Annotated in this window: 10 protein-coding genes and 2 pseudogenes; 9 read left to right on the top strand and 3 right to left on the bottom strand. The window is 60.2% G+C overall.

Annotation, left to right across the window (positions count from 1 at the left end; all coding sequences use genetic code 11):
- Positions 1–63: 63 nt before the first annotated feature.
- The 4 genes and pseudogenes from ABQ278_RS06310 to ABQ278_RS06295 all read left to right on the top strand — a co-directional run bounded on the left by ABQ278_RS06310 (position 64) and on the right by ABQ278_RS06295 (position 3,482).
- A complete protein-coding gene (locus ABQ278_RS06310) occupies positions 64–645 on the top strand; it encodes a shikimate kinase (protein WP_349321717.1) in 582 nt (193 codons plus the stop codon).
- Positions 642–1,782: pseudogene (gene aroB, locus ABQ278_RS06305) on the top strand (3-dehydroquinate synthase). The gene ABQ278_RS06310 and the pseudogene aroB overlap by 4 nt, the downstream one beginning before the upstream one ends.
- Before the next feature lie 12 nt (positions 1,783–1,794).
- Positions 1,795–3,063: an HlyC/CorC family transporter gene (locus ABQ278_RS06300; RefSeq protein ID WP_349321716.1), complete on the top strand. Its 1,269-nt coding sequence runs from the start codon at positions 1,795–1,797 to the stop codon at positions 3,061–3,063.
- Positions 2,993–3,482, top strand: a pseudogene (locus tag ABQ278_RS06295) (GxxExxY protein). The gene ABQ278_RS06300 and the pseudogene ABQ278_RS06295 overlap by 71 nt, the downstream one beginning before the upstream one ends.
- A gap of 65 nt (positions 3,483–3,547) precedes the next feature.
- On the opposite strand, the gene ABQ278_RS06290 reads toward ABQ278_RS06295, so the two are convergent.
- Positions 3,548–6,670, bottom strand: a complete 3,123-nt coding sequence (locus ABQ278_RS06290) for an efflux RND transporter permease subunit (RefSeq protein WP_349321715.1) — start codon at positions 6,668–6,670, stop codon at positions 3,548–3,550.
- Position 6,671: 1 nt separating this feature from the next.
- Complete coding sequence (locus ABQ278_RS06285; RefSeq protein ID WP_349321714.1) at positions 6,672–7,790, bottom strand: efflux RND transporter periplasmic adaptor subunit; 1,119 nt, start codon at positions 7,788–7,790, stop codon at positions 6,672–6,674.
- Positions 7,791–8,109: 319 nt separating this feature from the next.
- Between ABQ278_RS06285 and ABQ278_RS06280 the strand changes: the two genes are divergently transcribed.
- Both ABQ278_RS06280 and ABQ278_RS06275 read left to right on the top strand, forming a co-directional pair.
- Positions 8,110–8,961, top strand: coding sequence for a neutral zinc metallopeptidase (locus ABQ278_RS06280; protein WP_349321713.1), 852 nt, complete (start codon positions 8,110–8,112; stop codon positions 8,959–8,961).
- A gap of 112 nt (positions 8,962–9,073) precedes the next feature.
- On the top strand, positions 9,074–9,541 hold the full coding sequence (locus ABQ278_RS06275; protein ID WP_349321712.1) for a YaiI/YqxD family protein: 468 nt from the start codon (positions 9,074–9,076) through the stop codon (positions 9,539–9,541).
- Here the strand turns inward: ABQ278_RS06275 and ABQ278_RS06270 are convergent.
- On the bottom strand, positions 9,538–10,845 hold the full coding sequence (locus ABQ278_RS06270) for a hypothetical protein (RefSeq protein ID WP_349321711.1): 1,308 nt from the start codon (positions 10,843–10,845) through the stop codon (positions 9,538–9,540). The genes ABQ278_RS06275 and ABQ278_RS06270 overlap by 4 nt on opposite strands.
- Positions 10,846–11,071: 226 nt before the next feature.
- Here ABQ278_RS06270 and ABQ278_RS06265 point away from each other — a divergent pair, with 226 nt between their 5' ends.
- The 3 genes from ABQ278_RS06265 (at position 11,072) to ABQ278_RS06255 (ending at position 13,377) form a co-directional block, all read left to right on the top strand.
- Entirely contained in the window at positions 11,072–11,965 is an 894-nt protein-coding gene (locus ABQ278_RS06265; protein ID WP_349321710.1) for a DUF2336 domain-containing protein, read from the top strand.
- 66 nt (positions 11,966–12,031) lie between these two features.
- The gene (locus ABQ278_RS06260) at positions 12,032–12,790 is read left to right on the top strand and encodes an NAD kinase (RefSeq protein ID WP_349322116.1); all 759 of its coding nucleotides are present in this window, start codon (positions 12,032–12,034) and stop codon (positions 12,788–12,790) included.
- A gap of 89 nt (positions 12,791–12,879) precedes the next feature.
- The gene (locus tag ABQ278_RS06255; protein WP_349322115.1) at positions 12,880–13,377 is read left to right on the top strand and encodes an Hpt domain-containing protein; all 498 of its coding nucleotides are present in this window, start codon (positions 12,880–12,882) and stop codon (positions 13,375–13,377) included.
- The last annotated feature ends 33 nt before the right edge of the window (positions 13,378–13,410 follow it).

Here is a 13,410-nt window from a genome sequence, read left to right as displayed (position 1 = left end):
TCTCATAAGGTTTCACGTAATGACTCTGGCAAAGTCACCCTAATATCGTGTAAAGCAAACCCTATGACCGCCGAGCCTGAGCCTTCCGCGACTGATTCCAGTACGCGCCCCGTCTTTATCCTGCCGAAAACCGTTGCGCTGGTCGGCCTGATGGGCGTGGGCAAGACCACCATCGGCAAGCGCCTGGCCGATCATTTCGGCCTGCCCTTCGTCGATGCCGACGAGGAGATCGAAAAGGCCGCCGGCATGACCGTCGCCGACATCTTCGCCAACTATGGCGAGCAGGGCTTCCGTGACGGCGAGCAGCGCGTCATAGCCCGCCTGCTCGACGGCGAACCGCGTATTCTGGCCACCGGCGGCGGCGCCCTCACCCATCCGCTCACGCGCGAACGCCTGAAAGACAAGGCGATCACCCTGTGGCTGAAAACCGATCTCAAGGTGCTGGCCCGTCGCGTCGCCAACCGCCCGCACCGCCCCTTGCTCAAAGACCGCAACCCGATGGACGTCCTGAAAGAACACGTGAAAACCCGTTATCCCCTTTATGAAATGGCCGATGTGACGGTCGACACCGGCGATCAAAGCCACGTCAAATCGCTCGATCAGGTTTTGAGCGCCCTTCACGCATACGTCACAGGTGGACAATGAGCGCGTATCGCCGCATCCCGGTTTCGGGCGAAGGCTTCAAGCCCTATGACGTCATCGTCGGCGCCGGCCTGCTGGAAGACGCCGAAACGTGGGTCGGCCCGTTCCTCGTCAACAAGCGCGTGGTCATGGTCACCGATTCGAACGTCGGTCCGCTGCACGCCGACCGCATCTTGGCGCAGTTCGAAGCCGCCGGCCACAAGACGCACAAGATCGTGGTGCCGGCCGGCGAGGAAAGCAAATCCTATGACGGCCTGAAATTCGTCGTCGACGCCATGCTCGACTATGGCCTTGACCGCAAGGACGTGGTGATCGCGCTGGGCGGTGGCGTGATCGGCGATCTGACCGGCTTCGCCTGCGCCATCTATATGCGCGGCATCGACTTTATCCAGATCCCGACCACCGTTCTGGCCCAGGTCGAATTCGTCCGTCGGCGGCAAGACGGCCATCGACCACGAAAAGGGCAAGAACCTGATCGGCGCCTTCTGGCAGCCGCGCCTGGTGCTGTGCGATCTGGATATCCTCAAAACCCTGCCGGCGCGTGAAATCAAGTGCGGATACGCCGAGATCATCAAGTACGGTCTGCTCGGCGACAAAGTTTTCTTCGACTGGCTGGAAGCCCATGACAGCGACGTTCTGGCGCTTGAACCCGCCGCCATCCTGCACGCCGTGGCGCGCTCGGTCGAGATGAAGGCCGAGATCGTCGCCGCCGATGAACGTGAAGGCGGCCAACGCGCCCTGCTCAATCTGGGTCACACCTTCGGCCATGCGCTCGAAGCCGAGGTCGGTTTTGGCGATACCCTGCTGCATGGCGAGGCCGTCGCCATCGGCATGGCGCAGGCCTTCCGGTACAGTGCGCTGAATGGCGAATGCACCGAGGAAGAAGAGGCCCGCGCCGTCGCCGCCATCCGCCACGCCGGTCTACCGACGCGCATGTCCGACATTCGGAATGAACCTTTCGACGCCGACCGCCTGATCACCCACATGGGCCATGACAAAAAGGCCGAGGGCGGCACCCTGACCTTTGTTCTGGTCAGCGGTATCGGTCACGCCTTCGTCGCCAAGAAGGTCAGCGCCGAACTGATCGCCGAATTCCTCGTCCTCGACGGCGCCGTTTCTGCCGTTTCCGCGCCCGCTTAAAGGCCACATCCCATGCTGATCGCCGCGCTGATAACCCTCGTTCCGGTCCTGATCGTTATCCTGGGGGTGTCCGCCCTGTTCAGCGCCGGCGAAACCTCGCTGACCGCCGCGTCGCGCGGCCGGATGCACCAGCTTGAGCGCGACGGCGACAAGGCGGCCAAGCGCGTCAACAAGCTGCTGACCAATCAGGAAAAGATGATTGGCGCCATCCTGCTGCTGCAGAATGTGCTCAATATCGGCGCAGCCGCCATAGCCACCATCTCGATCGACCGCGCTATCCCCGGCCCCTGGGGCGCCGCCATCTCGACCGGTGTCATGACCGTGCTTGTGCTGGTGTTCGCCGAGGTGCTGCCGAAGACCCTGGCCATCATGCGCCCGGAAGATACCGCGCGCTTCATGTCACGGCCGGTTATGTGGATCGTGATCGCCTTTGGACCGGTGATCAATGCCGTGCAATGGTTTGTGCGCGCCGTGCTCGGCCTTTTTGGCGTCAAGCTCTCGATGGCGGTTGACGTTCTGGCGGCGCACGAAGAGATCCGCGGCGCGGTCGAATACCATCACGACGAAGGCGCCGTGCAGATCGACGATCGCAATATGTTCCGCGGCGTGCTCGATCTGGCAGAACTCGATGTTAGCCAGATCATGGTCCACCGCAAACAGATCGACATGATCGACGCCGATCTGACGACGGCCGAGATCATCGAGGCCGCGCTCAGTTTCAGCCATACCCGCCTGCCGCTCTACAAGGACAACACCGAAAACATCATCGGCGTGCTGCACGCCCGCGACCTGATGGCGGCGGTGGCGCGCTCCAGGGGCGATGTCAACAGCGTCGATGTCATGGCGATTATCCGCGAGCCGTGGTTCATCCCCGACACCACCAATCTGAAGGATCAGTTGGCGGCCTTCCTCAAGAAGAAGTCGCACTTCGCGCTGGTGGTTGATGAATACGGCGCCCTGCAGGGTCTGGTGACCCTGGAAGATATTCTGGAAGAGATCGTTGGCGAAATCGACGATGAGCACGATGCCGTGCTGACCTCACTGCGCAAGCAGGCCGATGGTTCGATCCACGTCGATGGCGATATGCCGATCCGCGATCTCAACCGCGCCATGGACTGGGATCTGCCGGACGACAACGCGGTGAGCGTGGCCGGACTGGTCATCCACGAGGCCCGCACCATTCCCGAACCCGGCCAGACCTTCATCTTCTATGGCCGCAAGTTCCAGATCATGCGCAAGCAACGCAATCAGATTATGGCGATCCGGATTTCGCCGGTTTGAGAGGACGAAGAGGATCACAGAAAGGTACGGAAAAAGACGGAAAGGCACGGAATTCTGTATGGATAAGCTCCTGTACGAAAATGAAGTTTTCCAGATACGCGGCGCCATATTTGAAGTTTATAAAGAAATGGGCTTCGGCTTTCTCGAACCTGTCTATCAGGAGTGTCTTGCCAAGGAATTCCAGCGTACAGACATACCTTTTGGCGCTCGCCTATAAAGGCGAGCCATTGGTTCAAACCTACCGTCCCGACTTCATCTGTTTTGATAAGATCATTGTCGAGCTCAAGGCCTGCGAAGCCATTGCTCCGCAGCACAAATTGCAAGTCTTAAACTATTTGCGTGGCCCCCATCTCAGACTTGGCTTGATTGTGAATTTCGGGTCGGCAGCGAAAGTGCAGATAGACTGCGTCATTCTCTAATTCCGTGTCTTTCCGTGATCCCCTAAAACAAAACCCGCCGGAGCGATCCGGCGGGCTTTCAGGTTTTAGAACCGGCCCTCATAATGACCTTTATCATCCGGCGTCGGCGGTTCAGGATCGTCCTTACCCTCGGCCCTAATATTGATGAACTTGCCAAAGAAGTTCGATGCCTTATCGACCAGTTCATAAGCCACAGGCACGAACAGCAACGACAGCAGGGTCGAGGTGATCAGGCCGCCGATCACGGCCACGGCCATCGGCTGACGGAAACTGTCAGACCCAACAGCCACCGGCAACATGCCGGCGCCCATGGCGACCGTGGTCATTACGATCGGACGCGCACGCTTGTGAGCTGATTCGATCAGGGCCTCAGCGCGCGACATGCCTTCCTTCATAGACATCATGGCGTATTCGACCAGCAGGATCGAGTTCTTCGCCGCGATGCCGGTGAGCATGATCAGGCCAATCAGGGATGGCATGGACATGCTCATGCGGCAGGCGATCAGGGCAATAAACGCCCCCCCGAAACATAGAGGCAAGGCCAGCAGGATGGTAATCGGGTGGCTGAACGAACCGAACAACAGCACCAGAACGACATACATCAGCAAGATGCCGGTCAGGATGGCGATGATAAAATTCGGAATCATTTCCGCGAAGTCTTCGTTGTTCGGATTGACCACGATGTGGACGCCCGGAATCTCGCCGGCCTTGATCTTCTTCATGATCGGAGTGGCCAGAACCGCCGCATCCGCGATCCCGTTAGGCACGCCGTTCAGATCGGCATTGACCGTGGCCGAACGGGTCCGGTCGATGCGGTTGATGGCGATAGGACCGGCGCCGAAGGTGATATCCGCCACCGCCGACAGCGGCACCGAGGTGCCATATTTGGTCGGCACCATCAGGGTTTCGAGATTGGTGACGTTCGTGCGGGCGTCTTCCTTGAGCAGGACACGGATCGGAATCTGGCGGTCGCCGTCATTATACTTGGCCAGGATCTGATCGATATCGCCCATGGTGGCGACGCGCGCAGCGGAAGAAATGGTGCTGGTGGATACTCCCATTAGCGCCGCCTGGTCAGGCTTAGGCGTGATGATGATTTCCGGACGCACCAGATTATCCGCCGAGTGGACGTTGGTGAGCGAAGGCAGGGCCGACATTTCGCGCAGCAGTTGCTGGGAGGTGGTCCGCAGCAGTTCTTCATTATCCGAAGCGAGGATATAGGCCACGCCGGTGCCGCCGCCGCCATCCTGCCCAAAACTGCTATGCAGGCCGGGATAATTTTTCAGCGTCTCGGAGAACTTCTGCTCGAACTGGGCCTGGGTCAGCTTGCGCTTACTCTTCGGCACCAGATTGATGGTGATCGTGGCGCTTTCCATATCTTCCGTCACATAGGTGCTGGAAACTTCCGGATGAGACTTGAGGTCGCCGAGGATGCGCTTCACCACTGCGTCGGTTTCCGCGAGCGTAGCCCCCGGCGTCAGTGACAGGCTCATCACCGAACGACTTTCGTCGCTGGCCGGGATGTTATCGCTCGGAATGGTGATCAGCATGCCCGCCGATCCGATGAAGAACAGGATCGAGCAGACAACGACCAGAATCTTGTGACGCAGGCAGAAGCGCAGCATCTTCAGATAACTCTTCATCCAGAAGGGTTCGTCATCCTTATGCTTGGTATTGGTACGCAGCAGATAGGCGCCCATCAGCGGTGTCAGGGTCCGCGCCACCACCAGCGAGAAGAAGACGCTGACGCACGAGGCGATAGCGAAACTCTTGAAGAACTGGCCAACGATGCCCGGCATGAAGCCCGTCGGGGCAAACACGGCGATCAGGGTTGCGGTGGTCGCCACGACGGCCAGGCCGATTTCGTCGGCAGCCTCAATGGCGGCCTGATAAGGCTTCTTGCCGGCGCGGATGTGCCGGACGATATTTTCGATTTCGACGATGGCGTCATCGACCAGAATACCGACCGTCAGCGACAGCGCCAGCAGCGTCACCACGTTGAACGACTGGTTGAAGATGTGCATGACAAAGAAGGTCGGCAGCAGCGACATCGGCATGGCGATGGCGGAGACGAACGTCGCCCGCCAGTCGCGCAGGAACAGCCAGACCACCAGCACGGCCAGGGCCGCACCGATCAGCAGGGCTTCCATCGACGTATCGAAACTGCGCTGCACCTCGTTGACGCTCGATGACACTTCCTCGATCTGCACGTTCGGGTTAGAGGCCTGCAAAGCCTTGATGGCTTCGCGGACGCCTTCGGCGACGTGGACTTCCGATGTGCCGCGGGTGCGCTGGACGCTGAAGCCGACGACCTCATTGCCATTGTGACGCGCCCGGACGCGGGGCTCGGACCAGGTGTCGGAGACGGTTGCGATATCGCCGAGACGGACCGTGCCGCCATTGGACAGGGTGATGCGCGTATCCGACAGTTGCTGGATACTGTCGGCGCCGCCAACGGTACGGATCGTCTGTTCTGCGCTGCCGGAATTAAAACGGCCGCCCGGCATGTTGACGTTGAACGAACGCAGTTGCTGGCTGACGTCGCCGGCGGTCACGCCCTGCGCCGCCAGTTTGGACGGATCGAGTTCGATGCGGATTTCACGATTGACGCCGCCATCGCGGGTCAGACCGGACACGCCCTTGACCGCCAGGGCCTTCTTGGCCACGTCGTTATCGACGTACCAGCTCAGGTCTTCCGGCGACATATTGGCGGCGCGAATGGTGTAGCTCAGCAGGGGCTGGCCTTGCGCGTTCTCGACGCGCGAGACGATGGGGTCCTGCACATCGGACGGCAGGTTGCCGCGCACGCCGGCCACGGCGTTGCGCACATCGTTGGTCGCTTTTTCAAGATCAACGTCAAGCTGGAAGGTCACCAGCGTCGTCGAGGCGCCTTCATTGACGACGGACTGGATATGGCGCACGCCGCCCAGGCCTGATACCGAATCCTCAACGATGCGCGTGACCTGATTTTGCAGTTCGGTCGGCGCCGCACCCGAACGGATAACCGTGACGACCACGATCGGGAAGTCGATATCCGGCCAGTTGTTGATGCGCAGTTGCTGGAAGCCCAGAATGCCGGCGACGGTCATCACCAGGAAGAAGACGAGCGTGGGGATGGGGTTGCGGATCGACCAGGAAGAAATCTGGAAGCCGCCCCCGCCTTGAGGTGAGGCTGCTTGAGATGACATCTTAGTGCTCTCCGCCGGTTTGCGCGGCCGTGGCCTTCACGCTATCGCCGTCGTTCAGGAAGCCGGCGCCCGTGGTGATGACGCGATCACCGACCGACACGCCATCACGAATGATGATGTCCTTGGTGGGCGTCGTAGGCCCAACGGTGACCTTGCGCAGATGGACCTTGTTGTCCGGACCGAGCAGATAGACCTGCGGCACGTTTTCGTTATAGACAATGGCGCTTTGCGGCACGAGCATGACGTTCTGCGCACCGGCATTGATGGTGCCGGAGGCGAACATGCCGGGACGCAGGCCCGATGACCACGGCACGCTGATGCGCGCATAGCCCAGGCGGGTGGACGGATCGACCATCGGCGTGACGATACGGACCGTGCCGCTGACCGGACCGGTCGACTGGCTGGTCACGGTGGCCGGGAGGCCGGCCGAAATGCCCTTGAGGTCGGTTTCGACGACTTCCATGTTCAGTTCGATGCGGCCATCACGGACAATTTTGAACAGTTCCGCGCCTTGCGAGATGTTCTGGCCGAGCACGGCGGTGCGATGGGTGATGATGCCGGAGACCGGCGCGCGCACGGTCGCCATATTGACCTGGGTCTGCGCCGTCTGCATGGCGGCCTCTGTGGTCAGCTTGGAGGCTTCGGCGTTATCGAGCGCCGAAGCCGACAGATAGCCCTGCTGGAACAGGGTCTGGGCGCGCTGATAGGCCTTGTTGGACTGGTTATAATTGGCCTGCGTCTGCTTGAGCTGGGCCTGCAGCAGCACATCGTTCATTTTCAGCAGGGGCTGCCCCTGCTTGACGGTCTGGCCTTCGTCGGCCAGAAGGGCGACGGCGGTCAGGCCACCGGTTTCGGCGCCGACAGCCACTTCCTGCCAGGCACTGACCGTACCGGTACCGCTAACAAGAACCGGCGCGTTATCATTGCGCACCACAGCGAAATTGACCACCGAGGCGTGGCCTGCCGCAGCATGAGCCGCCGACTTGCCATCCTTGGCCTCCCCCTTCTTGCCGGAACAGGCGCTGACGCCCAAAGCCATCACCAAAGTCGCCACCAAACCCGCCACCATCAACGGCGACCGGGTTTTTAAACCACCCGACACCCTGAAATCACCCGTCATGCCCATTGATCCTACTTTTATCGCTTCGCCCTTATGGGTCGAAAGTCGTTGTTTCTTACGCTTCACTCTGATGTGCTACCCGTTGTGAGTCAACGAATCGCTACATTACAAATCTTTCATCACGCGCACAGAACAAGGCGGATGCGCCCCGCACATTCCGCTACATATTTCGGTATAGCACAAATCGACAGAAAACTGTCAGTAGCCAAACAGCATCACCGCTTGAAAAGAAGGTTAACAGCGGTGATAAGCTTTTAAACCTAAGTGCAATTTTACAATATTGCCGTCAGGTTGAGATGAAAAGCTAAAGGAGAGCGCGATGAGATGGCAGATGGGGCGACGTGGCGGCGTTGAAGACCGTCGCGGGGGCGGAGGCGGCATGGGACCGGTCGCCGGCGGCGGCGGCGTCGTTCTGGTGGTCGTGGCCCTCATTGGTTATTTCGTTTTCGGCATCGATCCGCAGCAGATCATGAGCGCGGGCAACCAGATCGGCGGCTCGCAGCCGGTGGCGGAGAGCCAGGCCAGCACCGGCACGCCCTCCGATGAAGAGGGCCAGTTCGCCGACGTCATCCACACCTCGGCCAACGACACCTGGGCAGACCTCTTCAAGTCAGGTGGCGAGCGTTACCGCCCCTCCACCATCGTGCTCTATAATCAGGGCACCCAAACCGGTTGCGGCTATGGTGAGGCGGCCATGGGCCCCTTCTATTGCCCCGGCGACGAGAAGGTATATATCGACCTCGATTTCTTCCGCACCCTTGACGGCCAGCTTGGTGCGCCCGGCGATTTCGCCAAGGCCTATGTCATTGCCCACGAAGTGGGGCACCACGTCCAGAAGGTGCTCGGCACCAGCGACAAGGTGGCCCGCGAAGAACAGCGCCTGAGCAAGACCGGCGCCAACGCCCTCTCCGTCAAGCTCGAACTTCAGGCTGATTGCTACGCCGGTGTCTGGGCCAAACAGTCGAACGCCAAAAACAACTGGATCGAGGCCGGTGATATCGACGAAGCGCTCGGCGCCGCCACAGCAGTTGGCGATGACACCTTGCAGGAACGCGCCCAGGGCCGCGTCGTGCCCGATAGCTTCACGCATGGCTCGTCGGCCCAACGCGCGCAGTGGTTCAAGGCCGGTTTTGCCAGCGGCGATCCGAACTCATGTGATACTTTTTCTTGAGCTCAAGCGCCGCATGGCTTACGCGCAAACTTGCGCGGCGGCCAGTCGGCCTTGCCAAAGCGCGTAATTCACGCTTTGGAATTGTACAAGGTATTCAGTGTCTGCTTCTCCCATGATCCCTGACCTTCCCATGATCTATGTCGATGCCGACGCCTGTCCGGTCAAGGACGAGGCGATGCGCGTCGCCGCCCGCCACAAGCTCATTCTGACCATGGTCAGTAACGGCGGCATCCGCCCGTCACGCGATCCTCTGGTGCGGGTTTTCACCGTGGCCGAAGGGGCTGACGCCGCCGATGACTGGATCGTCGAACAGGCGCGCCCGAACGACATCGTGCTGACGGTTGATATTCCGCTGGCCGGTCGCGCGCTCGATAAGGGCTGTCATGTGCTGGGTTTTACCGGCAAGCCTTTCAGCCAGGAGAGCATCGGGATGGCGCTGGCCATGCGTTCGCTCAATCAGCACCTGCGTGAAACCGGCGAGAGCAAAGGCTATAATGCAGGCTTTAAGCCGGCGGATCGCTCGGCCTTCCTCAATGCGCTGGAAAACCTGATCGTCAAAGCTAAGAAGGTCGTCGCCTAACCGTCAACCACCTGTGACACGGGCGCTTTCGGCGACATCAGGGCGGCGGTCTTCATGCTGGCGTGGGTAACCCCGGCCAGACGCGCCACCGCCATCTGGCGGTAATTGTCGAAGCCCTGCACCATGCAGGCGCCCGCGGACAGCTTGGCCGCGGCGGCCAGACCGCTGAGGTAGTCGCGCATGCTGTCTTCATCACGCTTGCCCCCGTCGTATTCGATACAAACGCCCGACAAACCACATTTGGCCAGGGTGGCGATCATCTTGCGATCGGCACTGACCGAGCCCACCACCGTCATGCAGAAAGGCTTGATCATCGACACGATTTCAAGCACGCGGTGCGGCGGCACGCCATCGAGCCCACGCACCTCGAACAGGACTTTCAAACCCATTTCCGCGGCGGCCTTCTGAACCTCCAGCGTGATTTTCTGACGCGCGCGCGCCGAGGCGAAGGTCGAGAAAGCGGCTGGCACCACCATCATCATCTTGCGCTGCTCGGGCGTGCGCAGCTTCAGCAGCTTCAGGCCCTGGTCAATATTCATGATATCGACCATTTCACGCAGCCCCCAATCGAGATTGGACAGCGCCTTGCGATCCAGAAGCGTGTTGTCGGCGGCTTCCATCACCATTGCTTCCAGGCGATGACCGATCAGGATCATCTTTTTCATCTCGAACAACGGCTCGACCGAGCTGGCAACCTTGAGATTGCGCCCGCCGAAATTGAGGATGCTGGCCACCATCACCGGCCGCTGCCCGTTATTGGCATTAGCACCGTCGTCGGAAGCCCCGTGGCCGCGCGCTTTCAGCGGTCCATTATCGGCCGATTGCAGATCGAAAAAGGTCTTGAGATCGACTTTCAGCAAGGACAGGCGATCGACATCCTCGACCAGTACAGCATACAGCGGCACCTCAATGGCCGACATGTCACCCACGAAGAAATTACACAGTTCGTGCCACACCTCGGTCATGAACTGCGCGCCCTTACGTGAGCCCACCTCGGGTAAAATCCCCATCCACGAATCCTCATGGATAGGAATGCACCAGTTGGGTTCAGGGTGAACACGTTCAAAAGCGGTTTTTAGGTGGTCGAAGACCAGTTCGGCCTTGCTGTCCCACTTGGCGCCAAGGCGGACGATCAGGGTATCGAGCTTGAGCAGGAAGGCGTGACCGGTTGAATCAGCGTGGGTTTCACGCAGGCGTTCCACGATCACGACGGCATCGTCATGCTCCAGCATGAAGGGTTCGCGGCCATCGCGCAGCGGACCCGCAGACTGTGCCTTGAAGGCTTCCTGATGCAAATCGGACATGGATGCCCTTTTGGTTATGGGTACGCACTACCCGATCATCGTAAAGCTGTGCCATTGAGACAAGATTAACAGCCGCGCCTTTCGGGAACAAAAAAGCGTTACACTACCGTTACGTGCGGGCCGAGTATTATTAAGCAAGTGTTCACCCTGTCGGGGCAAAGTCGGCGCAAGCCTGTGATTCTGCAGCTTTGCCGGCTTCACCCTCTGATTGGAACCTGACACGCCCTTGCCCGCCCTGCCGCTTGCCCAAAAACCAGTTGTCACGACCGATGCGCCAAAGCCTGCGCGCCTGGCGGCGCCGCGCCCCGTGGCCGCCACCGGGCGTGACTTCCATATTGCCGGTGACAGCATCGTGGCGCGCAAGCCCTTGTGCGAGACGGCGGAAACCGAGCGCGTTCCGGGTGGCGACCTTATCCGCTGCGATGAGGATCTGGTGGTACGGCTGTGCCGCATGCCGGTCAATCTTGCCGCGCCGCTGCTGCGCGCCTCCCTGCCAAGCCTGACGCCGCAAGCCCTGCTGGCACTCATTGTCTCCACCGGCGAGGCGCACCATCTTCTGATCGCCAGCCGGCCCTACCTTGACTGGCGTGTCGTCAAGGCCTTGCTGCGCACCCAGTCGGACAAGGTGCTGATCGCCCTCACCAACAATCCCACGCTCGATTTCGACGATGACGATCAGGCCTTCATAGCCCGTCGCGCGCTTGAAAATCCGGCGGTGCGCGCCGCCGTTCTCGGCAACCAGGGCCTCATCTTCGCCAAGTCGTACCTCCGCCAGCAGCGCGGTGAAGATGTCAGCCACAGCAATCTCAAACTCATCGCCCTCTTGCGCGGTGGCGAAACGGCCGGCTTTGTGCGCGAACTGGCGCGGCGCCTGAGCTTCGATACCGCCACCCTTAGCCTGGCCCTGACCACCGCCTCGCCTGTACCTCTGGCGCTTGTCATGTGCGCCGCCGGCCTCGACCGCGCCCTTTTCCAGCACCTCCTGTCGCTGTGGCAAAAAGCATATGGCGGTGAACCCTATATGGCGGAAAGCCAGCGCGCCCTGATCCTGTCGGTTTTCAACCTGACGCCGGCCGCAGCCCGCCAGAAGTTAGCGGTGCTTATGAATTCGGCGCACTGATTTCCTTAGACTTATCCGCCTAAAACAGCGTAGATAGATGGAGAATCCAACCGAGCATCGGTGAATATGTCCCTACGCCTCGATTTCACCGCCTCCGATCGCCCCGAAGCGCAAGCCGCCTGCGCACGGCTGAAAGCGCTTTATGGCTCGGCCGCCAGTCCTGACGTTGTGGTGGCCCTGGGTGGCGATGGCTTCCTGCTGCAAACCGTCCACCGCTATCTGAAAGACCAGATTCCGATCTTCGGCATGAATCGCGGCAGCGTCGGCTTCCTGCTCAATGATTATGCCGAGGAGCGCCTGATGGAGCGCATCCTGAAAAGCGAGAGCACGCTGATCACACCGCTCAGCATGACCGCCCGCACCAGCGCCGGCACCGAACATACGGCCCTGGCCTTCAACGAAGTGTCGCTGCTGCGCCAGTCGCATCAGGGCGCCAAGCTGCGTATTATAATCGATGGCAAGGTGCGCCTTGATGAGCTGATATGCGATGGCGCCATGGTGGCCACCCCCGCCGGCTCGACCGCCTATAATCTCTCCGCCCACGGTCCGATCATCCCCCTCACCGCCAAGGCCCTGGCCCTGACGCCGATCAGCGCCTTCCGCCCCAGGCGCTGGCGCGGCGCCATCCTGCCCCATACAGCCAAGGTCCGCATCGAAGCGCTGGAAGCCGAAAAACGCCCGATCAGCGCGGCGGCCGACACCTTCGATGTGCGCGATGTCATCAGCGTCGATATCGCCGAAGCCGAAGACCTGAAGGCCACCCTCCTGTTCGATGCCGGCAACGGTTACGATGAGCGCGTGCTGGCGGAGCAATTCGTCAGCTAAAAAAGCCAGCGCATTAGCTGTTCTTAAATCACCTGCGTGTAGGATGGGCCTCACTTAATATCCGCGCAGAAGGTCTTTCCCGCATGTCCATGCCTGAAAAAGCTCAAATTATTCAAGTGCCGAACACGCTTCGCGCCAAGGTTGGCGGCCGTCTCGGCGCACTTGATAATGAAGCCATCGCCAAGGCCGAGGCCGCGCTGGCCGATCTTTCGACCCATTTTGAAACTTGGCTGATGGACGAGATCAAGAAGCTGGAAGACGTCCAGCTTGTGATCAAGGAAGAAGGCCTCAACCCGATCAACGCCGATCAGCTCTTCTATCGCGCCCACGACCTCAAGGGCTTGGGCACGACCTACGGCTTCCCGCTGATCACCCGCATTTCCGGCTCGCTGTGCAAGATGCTGGATGAAGAAGACAAGCGTGCCATTGCGCCGTGGAAACTGGTCGAGGCTCATATGGACGCCATCCGCGCCGTGGTGCGTGGCCAGATCAAAACCGAGGATCATCCGGTTGGCAAGGTTCTAACGGAAACACTGGAAGCTCGCGTCAAGGAGCACCTGGAAGCGCACAACCTGATGACGACGTGATCATCGGATAGCAGATACGAAAAAGGCGGCCCT

This window comes from Asticcacaulis sp. MM231 (genome assembly GCF_964186625.1).
In the GTDB taxonomy this organism is placed as follows: Bacteria; Pseudomonadota; Alphaproteobacteria; order Caulobacterales; family Caulobacteraceae; genus Asticcacaulis.
The sequence above is the reverse complement of the archived record's forward strand: the minus strand, read 5'-3'. Positions and strand labels throughout refer to the sequence as shown.

Bases quoted from the DNA above. Each gene is read 5' to 3' on its own strand.
- ABQ278_RS06310 (WP_349321717.1), top strand. From the start codon at position 64: ATGACCGCCGAGCCTGAGCCTTCCGCGACTGATTCCAGTACGCGCCCC.
- ABQ278_RS06300 (WP_349321716.1), top strand. From the start codon at position 1,795: ATGCTGATCGCCGCGCTGATAACCCTCGTTCCGGTCCTGATCGTTATC.
- ABQ278_RS06290 (WP_349321715.1), bottom strand. From the start codon at position 6,670: ATGTCATCTCAAGCAGCCTCACCTCAAGGCGGGGGCGGCTTCCAGATT.
- ABQ278_RS06285 (WP_349321714.1), bottom strand. From the start codon at position 7,790: ATGACGGGTGATTTCAGGGTGTCGGGTGGTTTAAAAACCCGGTCGCCG.
- ABQ278_RS06280 (WP_349321713.1), top strand. From the start codon at position 8,110: ATGAGATGGCAGATGGGGCGACGTGGCGGCGTTGAAGACCGTCGCGGG.
- ABQ278_RS06275 (WP_349321712.1), top strand. From the start codon at position 9,074: ATGATCCCTGACCTTCCCATGATCTATGTCGATGCCGACGCCTGTCCG.
- ABQ278_RS06270 (WP_349321711.1), bottom strand. From the start codon at position 10,845: ATGTCCGATTTGCATCAGGAAGCCTTCAAGGCACAGTCTGCGGGTCCG.
- ABQ278_RS06260 (WP_349322116.1), top strand. From the start codon at position 12,032: ATGTCCCTACGCCTCGATTTCACCGCCTCCGATCGCCCCGAAGCGCAA.
- ABQ278_RS06255 (WP_349322115.1), top strand. From the start codon at position 12,880: ATGCCTGAAAAAGCTCAAATTATTCAAGTGCCGAACACGCTTCGCGCC.